Annotated in this window: 17 protein-coding genes; 9 read left to right on the forward strand and 8 right to left on the reverse strand. The window is 56.5% G+C overall.

What is annotated here, in order from left to right:
* The first annotated feature begins 4 nt into the window (after nucleotides 1-4).
* Nucleotides 5-664, forward strand: coding sequence for a bifunctional tRNA pseudouridine(32) synthase/23S rRNA pseudouridine(746) synthase RluA (rluA, locus tag GRPL_RS24655; protein ID WP_032689506.1), 660 nt, complete (start codon nucleotides 5-7; stop codon nucleotides 662-664).
* A gap of 118 nt (nucleotides 665-782) precedes the next feature.
* Here rluA and citX read toward each other — a convergent pair whose 3' ends face one another.
* The gene (gene citX, locus GRPL_RS24650; RefSeq protein ID WP_032697244.1) at nucleotides 783-1,313 is read right to left on the reverse strand and encodes a citrate lyase holo-[acyl-carrier protein] synthase; all 531 of its coding nucleotides are present in this window, start codon (nucleotides 1,311-1,313) and stop codon (nucleotides 783-785) included.
* Between the two features lie 170 nt (nucleotides 1,314-1,483).
* Complete coding sequence (locus GRPL_RS24645) at nucleotides 1,484-2,848, reverse strand: 2-hydroxycarboxylate transporter family protein (protein ID WP_032689508.1); 1,365 nt, start codon at nucleotides 2,846-2,848, stop codon at nucleotides 1,484-1,486.
* A 451-nt stretch (nucleotides 2,849-3,299) separates the two neighbouring features.
* Between GRPL_RS24645 and GRPL_RS24640 the strand changes: the two genes are divergently transcribed.
* Nucleotides 3,300-4,925 (forward strand): ATP-binding protein, encoded by a 1,626-nt coding sequence (locus GRPL_RS24640; RefSeq protein WP_032698178.1) that lies wholly within the window; start codon nucleotides 3,300-3,302, stop codon nucleotides 4,923-4,925.
* Nucleotides 4,915-5,613 (forward strand): response regulator, encoded by a 699-nt coding sequence (locus GRPL_RS24635; protein ID WP_032689511.1) that lies wholly within the window; start codon nucleotides 4,915-4,917, stop codon nucleotides 5,611-5,613. The genes GRPL_RS24640 and GRPL_RS24635 overlap by 11 nt, the downstream gene beginning before the upstream one ends.
* A gap of 30 nt (nucleotides 5,614-5,643) precedes the next feature.
* Here GRPL_RS24635 and djlA read toward each other — a convergent pair whose 3' ends face one another.
* Nucleotides 5,644-6,471, reverse strand: coding sequence for a co-chaperone DjlA (gene djlA, locus GRPL_RS24630; protein WP_032698180.1), 828 nt, complete (start codon nucleotides 6,469-6,471; stop codon nucleotides 5,644-5,646).
* Nucleotides 6,472-6,715: 244 nt separating this feature from the next.
* On the opposite strand from djlA, the gene lptD reads away from it, so the two are divergent.
* The 6 genes from lptD (at nucleotide 6,716) to apaH (ending at nucleotide 13,562) form a co-directional block, all read left to right on the forward strand.
* Nucleotides 6,716-9,061 (forward strand): LPS assembly protein LptD, encoded by a 2,346-nt coding sequence (gene lptD, locus GRPL_RS24625; protein WP_015585172.1) that lies wholly within the window; start codon nucleotides 6,716-6,718, stop codon nucleotides 9,059-9,061.
* A 54-nt stretch (nucleotides 9,062-9,115) separates the two neighbouring features.
* Nucleotides 9,116-10,402 (forward strand): peptidylprolyl isomerase SurA, encoded by a 1,287-nt coding sequence (gene surA, locus GRPL_RS24620; RefSeq protein WP_032698181.1) that lies wholly within the window; start codon nucleotides 9,116-9,118, stop codon nucleotides 10,400-10,402.
* Between the two features lie 119 nt (nucleotides 10,403-10,521).
* Nucleotides 10,522-11,511 carry a 4-hydroxythreonine-4-phosphate dehydrogenase PdxA gene (gene pdxA / locus GRPL_RS24615; protein ID WP_015585173.1) on the forward strand — a complete coding sequence of 330 codons (990 nt, stop codon included), beginning with the start codon at nucleotides 10,522-10,524 and terminating at the stop codon, nucleotides 11,509-11,511.
* A complete protein-coding gene (gene rsmA, locus GRPL_RS24610; protein WP_004857784.1) occupies nucleotides 11,508-12,329 on the forward strand; it encodes a 16S rRNA (adenine(1518)-N(6)/adenine(1519)-N(6))-dimethyltransferase RsmA in 822 nt (273 codons plus the stop codon). The genes pdxA and rsmA overlap by 4 nt, the downstream gene beginning before the upstream one ends.
* Nucleotides 12,330-12,331: 2 nt before the next feature.
* Nucleotides 12,332-12,709, forward strand: coding sequence for a Co2+/Mg2+ efflux protein ApaG (gene apaG, locus GRPL_RS24605; RefSeq protein WP_004857782.1), 378 nt, complete (start codon nucleotides 12,332-12,334; stop codon nucleotides 12,707-12,709).
* A 4-nt stretch (nucleotides 12,710-12,713) separates the two neighbouring features.
* The gene (apaH, locus tag GRPL_RS24600; protein ID WP_032689513.1) at nucleotides 12,714-13,562 is read left to right on the forward strand and encodes a bis(5'-nucleosyl)-tetraphosphatase (symmetrical) ApaH; all 849 of its coding nucleotides are present in this window, start codon (nucleotides 12,714-12,716) and stop codon (nucleotides 13,560-13,562) included.
* Between the two features lie 82 nt (nucleotides 13,563-13,644).
* Here apaH and folA read toward each other — a convergent pair whose 3' ends face one another.
* The 5 genes from folA to GRPL_RS24575 form a co-directional block, all read right to left on the reverse strand.
* The gene (gene folA, locus GRPL_RS24595) at nucleotides 13,645-14,124 is read right to left on the reverse strand and encodes a type 3 dihydrofolate reductase (protein WP_004857778.1); all 480 of its coding nucleotides are present in this window, start codon (nucleotides 14,122-14,124) and stop codon (nucleotides 13,645-13,647) included.
* A gap of 197 nt (nucleotides 14,125-14,321) precedes the next feature.
* Entirely contained in the window at nucleotides 14,322-16,187 is a 1,866-nt protein-coding gene (gene kefC / locus GRPL_RS24590) for a glutathione-regulated potassium-efflux system protein KefC (protein WP_032689514.1), read from the reverse strand.
* Nucleotides 16,180-16,710 carry a glutathione-regulated potassium-efflux system oxidoreductase KefF gene (kefF, locus tag GRPL_RS24585; RefSeq protein WP_032697241.1) on the reverse strand — a complete coding sequence of 177 codons (531 nt, stop codon included), beginning with the start codon at nucleotides 16,708-16,710 and terminating at the stop codon, nucleotides 16,180-16,182. The genes kefC and kefF overlap by 8 nt, the downstream gene beginning before the upstream one ends.
* Nucleotides 16,711-16,805: 95 nt before the next feature.
* A complete protein-coding gene (locus GRPL_RS24580) occupies nucleotides 16,806-18,110 on the reverse strand; it encodes an MFS transporter (protein WP_032689516.1) in 1,305 nt (434 codons plus the stop codon).
* A gap of 72 nt (nucleotides 18,111-18,182) precedes the next feature.
* Nucleotides 18,183-19,133, reverse strand: a complete 951-nt coding sequence (locus tag GRPL_RS24575; protein WP_080718618.1) for a 2-hydroxyacid dehydrogenase — start codon at nucleotides 19,131-19,133, stop codon at nucleotides 18,183-18,185.
* Between the last annotated feature and the right edge of the window lie 118 nt (nucleotides 19,134-19,251).

The following is a 19,251-nucleotide window of genomic DNA, read 5'->3' on the forward strand; positions in this document are numbered from 1 at the left end:
GAATATGGCGATGGAAAACTACAATCCGCCACAGGATCCCTGGCTGGTTATCCTCTATCAGGATGAGCACATCATGGTGGTCAACAAGCCGAGCGGCTTGTTGTCCGTCCCGGGGAGACTGGAGGAGCATAAAGACAGCGTGATGACGCGCGTTCAGCGCGACTTCCCGCAGGCCGAGTCGGTGCACCGCCTCGACATGGCCACCAGCGGCGTGATTGTGGTGGCACTGACCAAAGCGGCGGAACGCGAGCTGAAGCGTCAGTTTCGCGAGCGTGAGCCGAAGAAGCAGTACGTCGCCCGCGTGTGGGGACATCCGGAAAAAGCGGAAGGGCTGGTGGATTTACCGCTCATCTGCGACTGGCCGAACCGGCCAAAGCAGAAGGTGTGTTACGAAACCGGCAAAGCGGCACAAACTGAGTATCACGTGCTGGAGTATGCGGACGATAACAGCGCCCGCGTGCGCCTGAAGCCGATTACCGGTCGTTCTCATCAGCTGCGCGTGCATATGCTGGCGCTGGGCCATCCGATTCTTGGCGATCGCTTTTATGCGACGCCAGAGGCGCTGGCGATGGCGCCGCGGCTGCTGCTGCACGCCGAAACGCTGACCATTACCCATCCGGCCTTCGGCAACGCGATGACCTTTCGCGCGCCCGTCGATTTCTGAATCCCGGTATTCCCGGCGCAGCCTAACCCGTAAGCCCTGGAAGCCGCGTGCGACCGGGATATGGCCCCGGATGATGCCTTAGCGGCTTATCCGGGCGACATATTCACGATTTCATCCGTTAATCGCGGGCAAACCACCCATCGATCATCTGCTCAACGCGAGCGACAACCTCTTCGGCATCATGGCGATGCAGGCTCTCACAGGTCTGAGCGGCGTCATCGCACAGCAGGCAACGACGAGTGCCTTCATCCTGTACCTGGCGCCCTTGTTGCGGACAAATCACCTCGATATTCCATAAGCGGCCAAGCGGATGCGTCTGCAGCAGCTCCGTGCATAGCGCATTGACTTCGCTGGCAGGATGCTCAACGCACCACAGCGCCTCCGGCCCGGTTGGCAACCACAGCACCTGACGGTCCAGCGTTTTCCAGCGGCGTTTCCACAGCAGCTGGTCGCAGGCCTGCAGCGCCACGCCCATCATATTGCGATAGCGGATGCTGTCTTTTACCACGCCCGGCGTCACCAGCGTCAGCGCAATGACCGGTTGTTGATAATGGCCGAGCCACTCGGCCTGGCGGGCTGCACGCTGCGCTTTCGTCGCCAGCTCGGTTTCTACGCTGGCGCCCGCACGGGCGGGAGTATCCACAGACATTAATTCCTCTCCTTCACTTGATAAAATGACGGCGGCAAAGCCGCCGCCGCGATAGCGGATTACGCTGCTGATTGTATCGCTAAACGAACAGAATTTAGGACACAGGACAAAGAAATTTTCTTCGTCCTGTGGAGGAAAATTGCAGATTTTCCTGTTAGCGCAGAGCTAAATCATGCAAGGAAATGACTGAGGAACAGCAGACCCAATGAAACATTAATCGCGCCGCCGATACGGGTGGCGATTTGGGCGAACGGCATCAGGCTCATGCGGTTGCCGGAGGTCAGAATTGCCACATCGCCGGTGCCTCCCTGACCACTCTGGCAGCAGGAGACAATCGCCACATCAATCGGGTGCATACCAATCTTTTTACCCACCAGGAACCCGGTCGCCACCAACGCGGAGACGGTACTGACGATCACCAGCAGATTCGTTATCGTAAAGGCGTTCACCAGCTCCTGCCACGGCGTAATGGCGACGCCCACGGCAAACAGAATCGGGTAGGTCACCGCGGTGCGGAAGAATTTGTAGACCATCTGCGACCCTTCCTGCAGGCGCGGCGAGACGCCGTTAACCAGCTTGAGCAGTACCGCCAGAAACAGCATACCCACCGGCGCCGGTAAACCGGTCATTTTCTGTCCCAGCATTCCCAGCATATACAGCAGCACCGCCAGAAGAGCGCCGGATGCCAGCGTCGTCACGTCGGCCTTGCCGCCGGATGTCTCAACGTCGTCTGCACGATGCGTTTCATTGCTGCGGTTCGGCATCAGCTGGCCTTCACCGGTCAGGTGCGGGAAGCGCTTGCCCAGTTGGTTCAGGCAACCGGCAATCACTATTGCCGTCAGGCTGCCCAGCATCACCATCGGTAACACGCGGCCTAATGCCACCCCCTGATCCATATGCATCAGGGCGGCATAGCCGATTGACAATGGAATCGCCCCCTCTCCTACGCCACCGGCCATAATCGGCAGCACGATAAAGAAGAACACCTGAAACGGCTCCATCCCCAGAGCCGTACCGACGCCGATGCCCACCAGCATGCCAACGATTTCACCGCACAGCATCGGGAAGAAGATACGCAGAAAGCCCTGAATCAGGGTCGTACGGTTCATGCTCATAATGCTGCCGACGATAATGCAGCAGATATAGAGATAAAGAATATTGGTCGATTTGTAGAATTTGGTCGTGGATTCCACCACCACGTCCGGCAGCAGGCCGTAATGTACCAGCGCGGAAGGGATAAAGGTGGCGCAGATCGCGGCCGCGCCCAGTTTACCGAGGATCGGCAGACGCTTGCCAAACTCACCGCAGGCAAAACCGAAAAAGGCCAGCGTCGCGACCATGACCACGATATCGCTCGGCAACTTTCCGCCCAGACAGTCGAGGGCGATCAATCCACCGGCCAGCAGGAACAAAGGCAGCGGGATAATCCCGACTTTCATATTATCCATCACGTGCCACCAGCGTTGTTTCAAGGTGGCTTTCGGGGTGTCGATGGGATCGAGGGTCGCAGAGAATGCATTGTCAGTGGTGCTCATAGGTTTGGCCCTTTCGTTATTATTCATTTTTGAGATTAGGGGGCCTGATGCAGACTTAATGTGAGGCGTGACGAATTAGAAATGAAGTTTTAATGGTCATTATGGTTTTTATGGTTTCTATTCCAGGGCGTGATATCTCTCTGATTTATTAGCGTGGTTTTTATGGTTTTTATCGCCAGGCCCGTGCGGAATTGGACAAAGAGCGGATCGGCAACGCCTCGCCACCGCTGACCACAGCGGGCTCCGGCGGATTGAGTGATCGCCGGCTTGCTCGTCCGCCGGGCGATCTGGCGGAATGGGCGGCCTGCCGCGGCGTCTTGATAAATCATCGTCAGTAGATGATTCTGGTTTCTCATCGCCTGCGGTAACGCTCACCACGTTCCCGCCTAACCCATGTCGGCACCAGGACAATGTGACAGTTCCGGCGCCGTAGAGACGTTGCACACGACTTATGAAGGTTTCCTTTCAATTTAAGCTGTTTATTTCGCTGGTCGCCTTTTTCTCCGTATTATTCGCGCTGCTGGGCGTCTATTACTACATCGATGCCAGCCATCAGCTGTATCAGGAAATGAGTACCCGCGCCAAAATACAGGCTGAAGAGATCGCGCTGATGCCGGATTTACGCCAGCAGGTTATCGAGGAAGACCCGCAGTCGCTAACGTCATTTATGCAAAAAATCGCCGCCCGCAGCGACGCGAGCTTTATTGTCATTGGCAATGCGCAGGGCGTACATCTGTTTCATTCCGTCCACCCGGAGTGGGTCGGTACCCGGCTGGTGGGCGGTGATAACCAGGCGGTGCTGGAAGGGAAAAGTATCACCACTATCCGTAAAGGAGGGCTCGGGGTGTCGCTGCGCAGCAAGGCGCCGATCTTCGACCCCTCCGGCCGGGTTGTGGGCATCGTCTCCGTGGGCTACCTGACCAGTTATCTCGATAGCATCACGCTGACAAAGGTCATTAATATCTTCATCGCCGCCGTGCTGCTGCTGATCGCGCTGTTTATTTTTTCCTGGTATTTTACCCGCAGCATTAAAAAACAGATTTTTTCGCTGGAACCGCGAGAAATCGGCCTGCTGGTGCGTCAACAAAAGGCGATGATGGAATCAATCTATGAGGGGGTTATCGTTATCGATCGCCACCGGCGTATCGAGGTGATCAACCACGCCGCGCGCAGCCTGCTGGGACTGAGCCAGCCCGCGCGTCTGCTACGCGGTCAATCGATCGATAGCGTCATCGCCCCGCAGCCCTTTTTCGCCAGCGGTGAAATGCTGGAAAACGACACTCACGATGAGCTGTGTCGCTTCAACCAGCTGACCGTACTCGCCAGCCGGGTGCGTATCATGCTGGAGGAGTCGCTGCAGGGCTGGGTGATTACTTTCCGCGATCGTGATGAAATCAACTCCCTCAGCGCCCAGCTAAGCCAGGTTAAACGCTATGTTGATAACCTGCGCATCATGCGCCATGAACAGCTGAACCGAATGACCACCCTCTCCGGCCTGCTGCATATGGGTCACTATGACGAAGCGATTCGCTATATTCAGGCGCAGTCAGAACACGCGCAGGAGCTGCTGGACTTTATCTCTTCCCGTTTCAGCTCGCCAACGCTCTGCGGCCTGCTGCTGGGTAAGGCGGCCCGCGCCCGTGAAAAAGGGGTGGCGCTCAGCTTTGACCCCGCCTGTCAGCTCGACCGGCCGCTGCCTTCATTAATTGAATCGGAGCTGATTTCGATTATCGGCAACCTGCTGGATAACGCGATTGAAGCCACCCAGCGCGCCGAGCTGCCGCACGAACCGGTGGAAGTGCTGATTCAACTGAATGCCCGCGAGCTGATTATTGAAGTTGCCGACCGCGGCATCGGCATTGACCCGGCTATCCGCGATCATATCTTTGAACGCGGCATTACCACCAAAACCCGTGGCGATCACGGTATCGGCCTGTATCTTATTGAACATTATGTGACACAGGCTGGCGGCACCATTGAAGTCGCCGATAACTCACCGCGCGGCGCGATCTTTACCCTGTTTATCCCCGCCGACGGCCCTGTTCATTCCCGACACGAGGCGAACTATGCATCATGATCTGGTCGATGTGTTGATCATCGAAGATGAAAGCGAACTGGCGAGGCTGCATGCCGAGCTGATTCAGAAGCATCCGCGTATGCGGCTGACAGGCATGGCCGCCTCCCTCTCCCAGGCGCGGCAGATGCTCAATAGCCAACCGCCGCAGCTGATACTGCTCGATAACTATTTACCTGACGGTAAAGGGGTCACATTGATGACCGACCCGATTCTGGCAGAGGCCAACTGTTCGGTGATTTTTATTACCGCCGCCAGCGATATGGAAACCTGTAGCCAGGCGATTCGCAACGGCGCCTTCGACTACATTCTTAAACCCGTCTCCTGGAAGCGCCTGAGCCAGTCGCTGGAGCGTTTTGTGCAGTTTTACGATCAGCAGCGAGAATGGAAAATCGTCGATCAACAAAACGTTGATTCGCTGTACCAGCTGCAGGCGAAGAACTATCGCGCCGATAGCGGCAGTAAAGGGATCGAGGAGAAGACGCTGGCGCTGGTGCAGAATCTGTTCAACGGCCGGGAAGAACACAGTTTTTCCGTGGATGAGGTGGTGAACGATGCCGGGTTAAGTAAAACCACCGCCCGCCGTTACCTGGAACACTGTGTGGAAATCGGTTATCTCGAAGTCGAGATGTTGTACGGAAAGATTGGTCACCCGCGACGGATGTACCGACGCGCTCAGCGCGCATCATGAGGCCTCTCCCGCCAGGGAGAGGCCTGCGGCTCAGAACCCGCGCTGCTCTTTGATCAGCTCCCAGGCCTTCTGAATATCCTGTGCTTTCTGCTTCGCCATCTCCATCATTTCCGGCGGCAACCCTTTTGCCACCAGCTTATCCGGATGGTGCTCACTCATCAGCTTGCGATAGGCGCGCTTCACCGTCGCGGCATCATCGGTAGGCTTCACCCCCAGCACGTTGCATGCATCTTCCAGCGTGGGTCCGCGCTGCGCCTGCTGCCAGCCGGCATTTCCACCGCCCTGGCCGTAAGAGCCTTGCTGAGAACCGCCGCCAAACTGAGCGCCGCCCTGCATCATTCGCAGGAACTGCTCGAACTGCGCGCGGGAAATCCCCAGCTCATCGGCAATCACAAACAAAACTTCACGTTCATTAGGATGTAATTCGCCATCGGCGAAGGCCGTCTGCAGCTGAATTTCCAGAAACATCCGAATCAAATCGAAGCGCCCGAAACAGACGCTGCGCAGCTGGCGCATTTTTTCACGCAGCGGATAATCATCGGATTTCCCCACGCGAAAGGCCTGCTGTGCCGCCGTACGCGACTCGCCATGCAAATTCATGCGATCCATCAGGATGCTGGCGACATGAATATCGGCTTCGGTGACGCGACCTTTGGATTTGGTTAAATGGCCCATCACCTCAAAGGTGGTGGAGAAAAACAGCGCCTGCCGCTCCTGCTGATTGGCAAACACATTGATACGGCGGCTTCGCGCCCGGTCAAATATATGGCCGACCAGCAGGCCCAGCACCAGTCCCCAAAAGCCTGCGCCCATCATCAGCGCGACCGCAACCCCAATTATTTTTCCCAAATACTGCATAGACTCCCCAATCTTTACGCCGCCAGTTAAGCTATATATGACCGCACGTTACAAAGCGCTGACGCTTAGGTCAATTGTGGGACATAGCCTATATTTTGCTTTATCATACTCGTCATTCTACACGGTGCCTAACGCTCGGGATTCAAACCGGCAGGATTAACACTAGCGCGATGAAGATGAGTACGTTAGGCTCTGACCGTTTGCAAGCCGCTGCCACAAGATGACGGAACAACAAATACAACGTATGAAAAAACGTATTCCCAGCCTCCTGGCCACCATGATCGCCAGCGCCTTGTATAGCCAACAAGGCCTCGCCGCCGATCTCGCCACGCAATGTATGCTTGGCGTACCAAGCTATAATCGTCCCCTCGTTGAAGGTCAAACTAACGAGCTGCCGGTGACGATCAACGCCGATCATGCGAAGGGCAATTATCCTGATAATGCCGTATTTACCGGTAATGTTGATATTAACCAGGGTAATAGCCGTCTCCAGGCGGATGAAGTCCAGCTTCATCAGCAGCAGGCTGCTGGCCAGCCGCAACCCGTTCGCACGGTTGACGCGCTCGGCAACGTTCACTATGACGATAATCAGGTTATCCTGAAAGGCCCGAAAGGCTGGTCAAACCTGAACACCAAAGATACGAATATCTGGCAGGGCGATTACCAGATGGTTGGTCGCCAGGGCCGCGGTACCGCCGACCTGATGAAACAGCGCGGCGAAAATCGCTATACCATTCTGGAAAACGGCAGCTTTACCTCCTGTCTGCCGGGTTCTGACACCTGGAGCGTGGTTGGTAGCGAAGTGATCCACGACCGCGAAGAGCAGGTCGCAGAAATCTGGAACGCCCGTTTCAAACTCGGTTCGGTCCCTGTTTTTTATAGCCCCTACCTGCAGCTGCCGGTGGGCGACAAACGTCGTTCAGGCTTCCTGATTCCTAACGCCAAATACAGCACCAAAAATGGCGTAGAGTTTTCACTGCCGTACTACTGGAATATCGCGCCAAACTTCGACGCCACCCTGACGCCGCACTACATGAGCAAGCGTGGCGGCGTGATGTGGGAAAACGAATTCCGCTATCTGACCAAAGCGGGCGCGGGTCTGTTCGAATTTGACTACCTGCCGTCCGATAAAGTCTACCAGGACGATCACTCCAGCGACAGCAACAGCCGCCGCTGGTTGTTCTACTGGAATCATTCGGGTGTCATTGACCAGGTATGGCGTCTTAACGCCGACTACACCAAAGTCAGCGATCCGGACTACTTTAACGATTTCAGCTCGAAATACGGCTCCAGTACCGACGGCTACGCCACGCAGAAATTCAGCGCGGGCTACGTCAACCAGAACTTCGACGCCACCGTGTCAACGAAACAGTTCCAGGTCTTCAACCGTGAGTCGAGCAACTCCTACGCCGCTCAACCGCAGCTGGACGTGAACTATTACCAGAACGATGTCGGTCCGTTCGATACCCATCTCTATGGTCAGGCGGTGCACTTCGTCAACACCAACGGCAACATGCCGGAAGCCACGCGCGTTCACTTCGAGCCGACGATCAACCTGCCGCTGTCTAACGGCTGGGGCAGTATTAATACCGAAGCCAAACTGCTGGCGACCCACTACCAGCAAAGCAACCTCGACAATTACAATTCCACCAATAATGCGGACTTAAAAGAGTCTGTTAACCGCGTCATGCCGCAGTTTAAAGTCGACGGTAAAATGGTCTTCGAGCGCGATCTGCAGGAGGGGTTCACCCAAACCCTGGAGCCGCGCATGCAGTATCTGTATATCCCGTATCGCGATCAGAGCCAAATCGGTTCCTATGACTCCACGCTGCTGCAGTCAGACTACAGCGGCCTGTTCCGCGACCGTACCTACAGCGGCCTGGACCGTATTGCTTCCGCGAACCAGCTCACTACCGGCGTGACCTCGCGCGTATATGATTCCGCCGCCGTTGAACGTTTTAATATTTCCGTTGGTCAAATCTATTATTTCACCGAGTCCCGGACCGGTGATGACAACATCAACTGGGAGAACAACGACACAACAGGTTCACTGGTATGGGCCGGCGATACTTACTGGCGCATCGCTGATAACTGGGGTTTACGCGGGGGAATTCAGTACGATACGCGTCTGGATAACGTCGCTACCGGTAACGGCACCGTGGAATACCGTCGCGATGAAAACCGTTTAATACAGCTTAACTATCGTTATGCCAGCCCGGAATACATTCAGGCCACGCTGCCGTCGTACTCCACCGCTGAGCAGTACAAAAATGGTATTTCTCAGGTGGGCATGACCGCCAGCTGGCCGGTTGTCGATCGCTGGTCGGTGGTCGGTGCATACTACTTTGACACCAATACCAGAAAGAGCGCCGACCAGATGTTAGGGGTCCAGTATAACTCCTGCTGCTACGCGATTCGTCTCGGCTATGAACGCAAGATCAACGGCTGGGATAGTAACGGCAACGGCGAGAGCAAATACGATAATACCTTTGGCATCAACATTGAGCTACGTGGCCTGAGCTCCAACTACGGTCTCGGCACTCAGCAGATGCTGCGTTCGAACATTTTACCGTACCAGAACTCCCTGTGATGTGGCTGGTTTAAAACGTAATCCGCATTTGCGGTTAATTGAAATGGAAAAAGTATGAAGAACTGGAAAACGCTGCTTCTCGGTATCGCCATGATCGCGAATACCAGTTTCGCTGCCCCACAGGTTGTCGATAAAGTAGCGGCTGTCGTCAATAATGGCGTTGTTCTTGAAAGCGACGTCGATGGCTTATTGCAATCGGTTAAGCTCAATGCTGGCCAGGCCGGTCAACAGCTGCCGGATGACGCGACCTTACGTCATCAGATCCTCGAAAGACTGATCATGGACCAGATCGTTCTGCAGATGGGCCAGAAGATGGGCATGAAAATCACTGACGATCAGGTCGATCAGGCGATTGCCAACATCGCGAAACAGAACAACATGACCATGGATCAGATGCGCAGCCGTCTGGCCTATGACGGTCTCAACTACAACACCTACCGTAACCAGATTCGTAAAGAGATGCTGATTGCGGAAGTGCGCAACAACGAAGTCCGTCGTCGCATTACCGTGCTGCCGCAGGAAGTCGAATCTCTGGCAAAACAGATTGGCGATCAGAACGATGCCAGCACCGAGCTGAATCTTAGCCACATCCTGATTCCGCTGACAGAAAACCCGACCTCCGACGACGTAGCGAAAGCGCAGGAACAGGCTAACGCGATCGTTGAGCAGGCGCGCAGCGGCGCTGACTTCGGCAAACTGGCTATCACCTACTCTGCCGACCAGCAGGCGCTGAAAGGCGGCCAGATGGGCTGGGGTCGTATTCAGGAACTCCCGGGGATCTTCGCCCAGGCGCTGAGCACCGCGAAGAAAGGTGATATTGTCGGCCCGATTCGCTCTGGCGTCGGCTTCCATATCCTGAAAGTGAACGATATGCGCGGCGGCAGCAAGAACATCTCCGTCACCGAAGTTCACGCGCGTCACATTTTGTTGAAGCCATCTCCGATCATGAATGACGATCAGGCGCGGGCTAAGCTGGAGCAGATCGCCGCGGATATTAAGAGCGGAAAAACCACCTTCGCTAAAGCAGCAAAAGAGTTCTCTGAAGATCCGGGTTCCGCAAACCAGGGCGGAGATTTAGGCTGGGCAACGCCTGATATCTTCGATCCGGCGTTCCGCGATGCGCTGATGCGTCTGAACAAAGGCCAGACCAGCGCGCCGGTTCACTCCTCCTTCGGCTGGCACCTGATTCAACTGATGGACAGCCGTCAGGTAGACAGAACCGACGCCGCGCAGAAAGACCGCGCGTACCGGATGCTGATGAACCGTAAGTTCTCTGAAGAAGTGGCAACCTGGATGCAGGAACAACGCGCCAGCGCTTACGTCAAAATTCTGAGCAACTAATATCACGGCCTCATACACAACGGCACTCAGGGTGTATTGAGGCGGCAAGCCGTCGAGCCCGGATAACTCACGATGTGAGCGGACCCGACGGCGTTGCCAACAGAAAGACGTCCTGAAGGATGAAGTGTATGAATCGAGTTGTTATCACTCCCGGTGAACCCGCCGGTATCGGCCCCGACCTTGTTGTACAGCTTGCGCAGCGCGACTGGCCGGTAGAGCTGGTGATTTGCGCCGACGGCGCCCTGTTATCCGACCGAGCTCAACAGCTCGGTCTTCCTTTATCTCTCCTGCCCTACGATCCTTCTCTTCCCGCAGCGGCACAACGCGCTGGCACTCTGACGCTCCTCCCGGTCGCGCTGAACGCCCCCGTCGAACCCGGCGTGCTGAACGTGCGCAACGGAAGCTATGTGGTTGAGACGTTGGCTCGCGCCTGCGACGGCTGCCTGAGCGGCGAATTTGCGGCGTTGATTACCGGGCCGGTCCATAAGGGCAATATCAACGACGCGGGGATCGCTTTTACCGGCCATACCGAGTTCTTTGAAGAGCGCGCCCACGCCAGCAAAGTGGTCATGATGCTGGCGACGGAAGAACTGCGCGTCGCCCTGGCAACCACTCATCTGCCGCTGAAAGCGATCAGCGACGCGATCACCCCGGATTTGCTCCGTGAAGTGATAACGATTCTGGACCACGATCTGCGCCATAAATTCGGTATCGCCCGGCCGCACGTGCTGGTCTGCGGTCTGAACCCCCACGCCGGCGAAGGTGGACATATGGGGACGGAAGAGATCGATACGATTATTCCCGTGCTGGAAGAGATGCGCGCCCGGGGGATGAATCTGAGCGGCCCGCTGCCGGCAGATACCCTTTTCCAGCCCAAATATCTCGACAATGCCGATGCGGTACTCGCGATGTACCACGATCAGGGCCTTCCCGTGCTAAAATACCAGGGCTTTGGCCGTGGCGTGAACATTACGCTCGGTTTACCTTTTATTCGCACCTCTGTTGACCACGGTACCGCGCTTGAACTGGCGGGCCAGGGAAAAGCGGATGTCGGCAGTTTTATCACGGCGCTTAATCTCGCCATCAAAATGATTGTTAATACGCAATGAATAATCGAGTCCATCAGGGCCACTTAGCCCGTAAACGCTTCGGGCAAAACTTCCTCAACGATCAGTTCGTGATCGACAGCATTGTCTCGGCCATTAACCCCCAGAAAGGGCAGGCAATTGTCGAGATCGGTCCGGGCCTGGCGGCGCTGACCGAGCCGGTCGGTGAACGCCTGGACGCACTTACCGTTATCGAGCTGGATCGCGATCTGGCCGCTCGTCTGCAGACGCATCCGTTCCTCGGGCCGAAGCTGACCATTTATCAGCAAGATGCCATGACCATGAACTTCGGCGAGCTGTCGCAGACTATGGGTCAGCCGCTGCGCGTGTTCGGCAACCTGCCGTACAACATCTCGACGCCGCTGATGTTCCATCTGTTCAGCTATACTGATGCCATCGCCGACATGCACTTTATGCTGCAAAAAGAGGTCGTCAATCGCCTGGTTGCCGGACCGAACAGCAAGGCGTATGGTCGACTGAGCGTTATGGCGCAGTATTACTGCCAGATTATCCCGGTACTCGAAGTGCCGCCGGGCGCCTTTACGCCGCCGCCTAAAGTGGATTCCGCCGTTGTGCGTCTGGTGCCTTACCGCACGCTGCCGCACCCGGTGAAAGAGGTTCGCGTGCTGAGCCGAATCACTACCGAGGCCTTCAACCAGCGTCGTAAAACGATTCGTAACAGCCTCGGCAACCTGTTCAGCGTTGAGGTACTGACCGAGCTGGGCATCGACCCGGCAAAACGTGCAGAGAATATTTCCGTGGCGCAATACTGTCAGCTGGCTAACTGGCTATCTGACAACTCGCCCACCAAGGAGAGCTAACCATGATTAATTCGCCTCGAGTTTGCGTGCAGGTGCAAAGCGTCTATATCGAATCGCAGTCTTCCCCGGAAGAAGAGCGCTACGTTTTCGCTTATACCGTCACGATTCGCAATCTGGGGCGGACTCAGGTTCAGCTTCTTGGCCGCTACTGGCTTATCACCAACGGCCACGGTCGTGAGACTGAAGTGCAGGGTGAAGGGGTTGTCGGCGAACAGCCGCATATTCCCGCAGGCGGTGAATTCCAGTATACCAGCGGAGCCGTCATTGAAACGCCGCTGGGCACCATGCAGGGACATTATGAAATGATCGATGTGAACGGCGCGCCGTTCTCGATCGATATCCCTGTTTTCCGTCTCGCAGTACCAACGCTCATTCACTAAAACAATGTCTACATACCTTATTGGCGACGTTCACGGTTGCTACGATGAACTGCTCGCATTATTAAAGCAGGTGGAGTTTACCCCAGGGAACGATACGCTGTGGCTCACGGGCGATTTAGTCGCACGCGGCCCGGGTTCGCTGGAGGTTTTGCGCTACGTTAAATCTCTTGGCGATAATGTGCGTCTTGTCCTCGGCAATCACGATCTGCACCTGCTGGCCGTCTTCGCCGGCATCAGCCGCAACAAACCCAAAGATCGCCTGAAATCGCTGCTCGAAGCCCCGGATGCCGACGAGCTGCTCAACTGGCTGCGCCGTCAGCCGCTGATGCAGATTGATGAAGAGAAAAAGCTGGTGATGGCCCATGCGGGTATCACGCCGCAATGGGATCTGGAAACGGCAAAACAGTGCGCGCGCGATGTTGAAGCCGTGCTTGCCAGCGACTCCTATCCGTTCTTCCTCGACGCGATGTATGGCGATATGCCGAATAACTGGAGCCCTGAGCTGAGCGGTCTCGCCCGCCTGCGCTTTATCTCCAATGCCTTTACCCGTATGCGCTACTGTTTCCCGAACGGGCAGCTGGATATGTATGCCAAAGAAGCGCCGGAAAACGCCCCTGCGCCGTTAAAACCGTGGTTTGCCATTCCCGGCCCGGTGAGCAACGAGTACAGCATTGTGTTTGGTCATTGGGCTTCGCTGGAAGGCCGCGGTACGCCGGAGGGAATATACGCCCTCGATACCGGCTGCTGCTGGGGCGGGGATCTCACCTGCCTGCGCTGGGAAGACAAGCAGTACTTTACTCAGCCCTCAAACCGGCAGAAAGAGCCGGACGAAGGCGAGGCGGTCGCCTCCTGAAAAAAATCCCGGATAACGGTAAGCGCTATCCGGGATATCATCATGTTGCCCCGGCCAACGCTACGCGCTGCCCGGAATGCCATCAGCGACGTTCGAGAATCTCGAAGCAGTAGCTATGCGAGTTCTGCGCATCGGCATCGTGAAATTCGCTGAATACCGACTCCCACTGGTCCGGATCGTAGTCCGGGAAATGGGTATCCCCTTCCACTTCGGCATCAATGTGCGTCAGATAAAGCTTCCGGGCCTTCGGCAGGAACTGCTCATAGACACGACCGCCGCCGATCACCATTATCTCTTCAACGTCGCCGCAGGCGGCGATCGCTTCATCAACCGACTTCACCCACTGCACGCGATCGTCGGTGCCCGGCTGGCTGCTGATAACGATATTCTTACGCCCCGGCAGCGGGCGACCAATAGACTCCCAGGTCAGACGCCCCATCACCACCGGCTTGTTTAAGGTATTACGTTTAAACCAGGCGAGATCGGCAGGCAGGTCCCATGGCATGGCGTTTTCCATACCAATGACGCGATCTACCGCTAACGCCGCAATCAGACTGATCATTGAAAATTTCCCGAATGCAAAAAATTGCCGCCACTATACGTAAAGCGTAATACTTCGTCGACTGCGCGGAGAGTAAAGAATAAGAAAATTTTCGGATTTGCAGGCGGGCCCACGTAAGCTACGTGAGCCGCCTGCTGAGGATCTAAATTGAAAACAAAATGTTAACTGTAAACAAAACGTAACGGTAGCCTCACGACTCAGGCAGAAGGTTTACTCTCCGGTTCATCGGCAATATCTCCGGTGTGTCTCCCCTCTTCCGTTCCCTGCCAGCCATGCCGCTGAACCAACGACAGATGATTGCGATCCTCGTTAATAATGGTGGTCAGCATGTCGCTGGTGCGTTTAAAGACCGCCAGGCGGGAAGCCGCGTCGTTTTCCGCCATCGCCACCATCTCCTCCACCATTTTCTGGTTGAAGCGACGAAACAGGTCGGCGCGCTCGCGCGCTTCATAAGCGCCGAGGCCCAGAGCCTCAAGCGCCGTTCGCCCGGATTTCAGCGCCGCCTCGAAGGTTTCACGCTCCGGGGCCTCCACGCCGGCCTGACGCAGCTGGATATAGTGATCCACATCGCGGGCGCGGGAGATAATCTGCAGATGCGGGAAATGCTCTTTTGCCAGCTCAACCAGCTGCAGACTGACCTGCGGATCGTCAATCGCATTGATCAGCACCTCGGCTTTTGCCGCCCCCGCAGACTCCAGCATATCCACGCGCGTGGCATCGCCGTAAAACACTTTCATATCAAATTTACGCAGCGTATCCACGTGGTCAGGATCGTGATCGAGGATCACCATCTTCACCCCGCCGGAGAGCAGCACACGACCGGCGATCTGCCCGTAACGGCCGAAGCCGGCGATAATCACCCGCGGCTGCTCTTCATCAATCTCATCCGCTTCGCGTTCCTGGCCGCCGGATGATTTCTCCAGACGGGTCAACAACACCAGCAGGATCGGCGTTGCCGCCATTGACAGCGCCACCGCCAGCGTCAACGCTTTCGCCCAGTCGCTATCCAGTACGTCGGCCATCTGCGCCGCGCCGAAGACCACAAAGGCAAACTCACTCCCCTGCCCCAGCAGAACCGCAAACCAGCGGCGCTGGGCGCGCGGCACCCCGAGCGGCTTCGCAATCAGCCACAGCATCGCGCCTTTAATGATCAGGAAGCCGACCAGTAAAACCAGAATGCGCAGCGGATGGCTCATCAGGGTACCGAAATCAATCGACATCCCGACGCCAATGAAGAACAGCCCCAGCAGCAGCCCCTTAAACGGCTCGATGTCGCTTTCCAGCGCGTGGCGATATTCCGAGCTCGCCAGCAACACGCCGGCGAGGAAGGCCCCCATCGCCATCGACAGTCCAACCTCCTCCAGCAACAGGCCAAAGCCGAAGACCAGGAACAGGGCTACGGCGCTGAACACTTCGCGCAGACCGGAACGGGCCACGAAGCGCAGTACCGGACGGGTCACATAGCGGCCGAGCGCCACCACCAGGACCAGCGCGCCAGCCACCTTAAGCGCGGACAGGGCAAATGCCGCCAGCGTCGTGGAGCCACCGCTGGCGGCCAGCAGCGGGATCATCGCCACCAGCGGGATCGCCGCGATATCCTGAAACAGCAGGACGGCAAATGCGCTCCGCCCCAGCTGTGAGACCGTCAGATTACGTTCGTTCATCGCCTGCATGGCGATCGCCGTCGACGACAGCGCCAGCGTCATGCCGATTAGCTCCGCCACCTGCCAGCGCATCCCCAGCAACATGCAGAACAGGCCAATCAGCGCGCCGCACACCACCATCTGCAAGGCGCCGCCGCCAAACACCGACGCGCGCAGCTTCCACAGGCGCTGCGGGTCGAGTTCCAGACCAATGACAAACAGCATCAGGACCACGCCGATTTCGGCAAAGTGCAAAATCGCCTCGGCGTCGGTCACCAGCCTCAGCCCCCACGGCCCGATAATACAGCCGGCAATCAGATAGCCGAGCACCGACCCCAAACCAAGGCGCACGGCGATCGGCACAATCAGCGCGGCGGATCCCAGATAAATCAGCGCCTGTATCAACGTATGGCTATCCATGATGCGTCTCCTGCCATTCGATCAGGCGTTGTCGGTAGCGGCGCGCCTGCGCCTGAAGGGTTTCATCGTCGCAGATAAACGTGCAGTGCATGGCGAAAGGTGGCAGCCACTTCATTCCACAGTACAGACCGGTCGCCTGGAGCGGTTGGGAAAGCACATCAAACCCGGGAAATGCGCCGATATCAAAGTGGCTCTCGCCGCCGCCGGTGGTCACCGCCCACAACAGCGATTTACCGCGCAGGGCGATGCCGTTATGCCCGTAGGCCCAGCCGTGCGACAGCACTTTATCCATCCACAGTTTCATTAGCGGCGGCACACTGTACCACTGCATCGGATGCTGCCAGATAATCAGCTCGGCTCGCGCCAGCGCCGCCTGTTCGGCGGCGACGTCGATATTAAAATCGGGGTAAAGTTGATAGAGGGAGCGTATTTCTACGCCATCCAGCGTCCTTGCCTGCTCAAGCATCCGCTTATTCGCATGCGAGTGATGCGGATAGGGATGGGCATAAATTATCAGAATCATTGATTAGCCTGCGTTAACTCTCGTTGTAATCAGCAAGAGTGTAGTCAGTTAATCGAAGTGCTTACAATCACAACCTGCTTTTATCTCAATACCCTTCAGGCATTTCGCGGCTGCTTGCTGACGACGGCAGCGGGCTCGCCGATCTCAAGATCGCAGCGTTTCGGCAGCAGGAAGGTCATAGTCCCGGCGATGATGAGCGATCCTGCCAGCGCGCAGACCGCCACGTTCTGGCCATACAGATAGATCATCACCCCAACCAGATAAGGACCGCAGAAGCCGCCGAGATTGCCCAGGCCGTTAATCACACCCCGTGCGCTACCGGCGACTTCCGCGGCCGCGATACGCCCCGGCATCGACCAGAACGGGCTGGTCGCCGACTTAAGGAAGAAACCGCAAATCACCAGCGCAATATAGGCCGCCACAACGTGCTCACGCAGTACCACCGAGGCCACCAGCGCCGCAGCGAAGCTGTAGAGCGAGAAGCGTACCCACAGGCGACGTTTGCCGCTGCGATCGCTGAACAGCGAAATCACATAAATGCCCGCCAGCGTGGCCACAAACGGCAGCACCGCCAGGAAGCCGACGCTGGCCATACTGCCGCCGGTCAGGCCCTTCAGAATAGTCGGCAGCCACAGGGTGTAACCGTAATCGCCGGTCTGATAAAAGAAGTTAAGGATAACCAGTTTCATCAGCCCGCTATTGCGGAAAACATCTTTGACCGGTGCGTTGCTGACCGCATCTTCCGCCAGCTTTGCCGCCCGCTCTGCGGCCAGCGTGGTAACCAGATAGTGGCGCTCTGCCTCCGGCAGCCAGCGCGCCTCTTCCGGACGGTCGCTGATCATAAACCACCACACCGCCAGCACCACCACGGACAGCAGGCCTTCGATAATAAACAGCCAGCGCCAGTCGAGCGCGGCAATAATCGCCCCGGAGACCGGTGCGGTCAGCATGCCGCCCAGCGGAGCAAACATCATGACGAAGGCATTGGCCCGCCCCAGCTCTTTTTCCGGGAACCAGTTGCTGACCATCGTCAGCACCACCGGTAGCATCCCGCCTTCGGATACGCCGAGAATAAAGCGCAGCACCAGCAATTGATATTCATGGGTCACAAAACCAGTGGCAATCGACACCACCGCCCAAGCCATCAGCGACCACGCAATAAAGCGTTTACCGCTGCCATTTACCGCAATACGCCCGCCGGGTATTTGCAGAAATAAATAACCAATAAAAAATATTCCGCTGGCCACACCGGCCATTTGACTGGTAATACCTAAATCAGCTTCCATGCCACCGGGCAAAGCAAAACTAATATTCACCCGATCCATAAACGAAATAATACAGGCAATCAACACCGGCGTGATAATACGCAGCCAGCGGGTGCTGGGAATTTTATCATTCATATTTCGTACTCTCTATGCAGAGGTTATTGTTGTCATTAAATTAGAGCCGGGCACAGAAATAAGAGATGAACATTAATTAATGGCATTCGGCAATACGTTACCGGAGAAATAAGCGGTGACGTTTGCAAAAACCACTTCGCTCATTTTCTGTCGGGTTTCATGGGTGGCGCTGGCCACGTGCGGTTGCAACACCACATTATCCAGCGCGATCAATGCTGCCGGGACATGAGGCTCATCTTCAAAAACGTCGAGGGCAGCGCCGGCGATAACACCGTTTTGTAACGCCTGAATCAACGCCTTTTCATCCACCAGCGAACCGCGAGCGATATTAATCAGCCACGCATGTTTCGGCATGACGTTGAAGACTGAGAAATCGATCAGCCCGCGGTTTGCTTCACCGCCGGAGGCGGCAAGCACCAGAAAATCACTCTCATGGGCCAGGGTATGCAGATCGGCGCACCACTGGTAATCCAGCCCCGGAACCGGTTTACGGTCATGGTAAAGCACCTGCATATCGAAACCGCGGGCGCGGCGGGCAATCGCCTGACCAATATTGCCCATCCCCAGCAGGCCGATACGTTTACCGCTCACCTGGGTGGCCAGCGGCATGCCCCCCTTCTCCCAGCGGCCATCTCGTACAAAACGATCGCCCTGACACAGATTGCGGGAACCGGCCAGCAGCAGCCCCATTGCCAGGTCCGCCACGTCGTTAGTCAACACGCCGGAAGTGATGGAAACCTGAATCTGCCGGGAGCGAACATACTCTAAATCCACCGCATCGGTGCCCACGCCGAAAATGGCAATCAGACCCACGTGCGGCAGCAGTTCGAGGACGCTGTTCTGCACTCCGATATCCCCTCGGGTGACAACGGCTGCAATATTCTCTCCCTGCTCACGCAGAAAACCGATGGGATCCTCCTGCTCGTACAGACGCAGCAGCGGGAAGTCGGCCGCCAGCTGTTCCTGCAAGGCATCAATAACGGGGGCCACTAAGAGGATGGCGCGGGTAATAGTACTCTTCATCAGATCACCTGTTTGACGGTTCATTACGACGGTAGCCACTATCAAACGGTTTTTTAGCCGAACGTTTTGCGATCTGCATCACGCTGAATCGTGTTAAAAATTGCTGTTACGGTGTCCG

It is taken from the genome of Klebsiella planticola ATCC 33531 (genome assembly GCF_000735435.1).
GTDB classification, from domain to species: domain Bacteria; phylum Pseudomonadota; class Gammaproteobacteria; order Enterobacterales; family Enterobacteriaceae; genus Klebsiella; species Klebsiella planticola.

Bases quoted from the DNA above. Each gene is read 5' to 3' on its own strand.
- folA (WP_004857778.1), bottom strand. From the start codon at position 14,124: ATGATCAGTCTGATTGCGGCGTTAGCGGTAGATCGCGTCATTGGTATG.
- pdxA (WP_015585173.1), top strand. From the start codon at position 10,522: ATGAAGTGTATGAATCGAGTTGTTATCACTCCCGGTGAACCCGCCGGT.
- GRPL_RS24580 (WP_032689516.1), bottom strand. From the start codon at position 18,110: ATGAATGATAAAATTCCCAGCACCCGCTGGCTGCGTATTATCACGCCG.
- kefC (WP_032689514.1), bottom strand. From the start codon at position 16,187: ATGGATAGCCATACGTTGATACAGGCGCTGATTTATCTGGGATCCGCC.
- apaH (WP_032689513.1), top strand. From the start codon at position 12,714: ATGTCTACATACCTTATTGGCGACGTTCACGGTTGCTACGATGAACTG.
- GRPL_RS24635 (WP_032689511.1), top strand. From the start codon at position 4,915: ATGCATCATGATCTGGTCGATGTGTTGATCATCGAAGATGAAAGCGAA.
- apaG (WP_004857782.1), top strand. From the start codon at position 12,332: ATGATTAATTCGCCTCGAGTTTGCGTGCAGGTGCAAAGCGTCTATATC.
- GRPL_RS24575 (WP_080718618.1), bottom strand. From the start codon at position 19,133: ATGAAGAGTACTATTACCCGCGCCATCCTCTTAGTGGCCCCCGTTATT.
- kefF (WP_032697241.1), bottom strand. From the start codon at position 16,710: ATGATTCTGATAATTTATGCCCATCCCTATCCGCATCACTCGCATGCG.
- rluA (WP_032689506.1), top strand. From the start codon at position 5: ATGGCGATGGAAAACTACAATCCGCCACAGGATCCCTGGCTGGTTATC.
- GRPL_RS24645 (WP_032689508.1), bottom strand. From the start codon at position 2,848: ATGAGCACCACTGACAATGCATTCTCTGCGACCCTCGATCCCATCGAC.
- surA (WP_032698181.1), top strand. From the start codon at position 9,116: ATGAAGAACTGGAAAACGCTGCTTCTCGGTATCGCCATGATCGCGAAT.
- djlA (WP_032698180.1), bottom strand. From the start codon at position 6,471: ATGCAGTATTTGGGAAAAATAATTGGGGTTGCGGTCGCGCTGATGATG.
- GRPL_RS24640 (WP_032698178.1), top strand. From the start codon at position 3,300: ATGAAGGTTTCCTTTCAATTTAAGCTGTTTATTTCGCTGGTCGCCTTT.
- citX (WP_032697244.1), bottom strand. From the start codon at position 1,313: ATGTCTGTGGATACTCCCGCCCGTGCGGGCGCCAGCGTAGAAACCGAG.
- lptD (WP_015585172.1), top strand. From the start codon at position 6,716: ATGAAAAAACGTATTCCCAGCCTCCTGGCCACCATGATCGCCAGCGCC.
- rsmA (WP_004857784.1), top strand. From the start codon at position 11,508: ATGAATAATCGAGTCCATCAGGGCCACTTAGCCCGTAAACGCTTCGGG.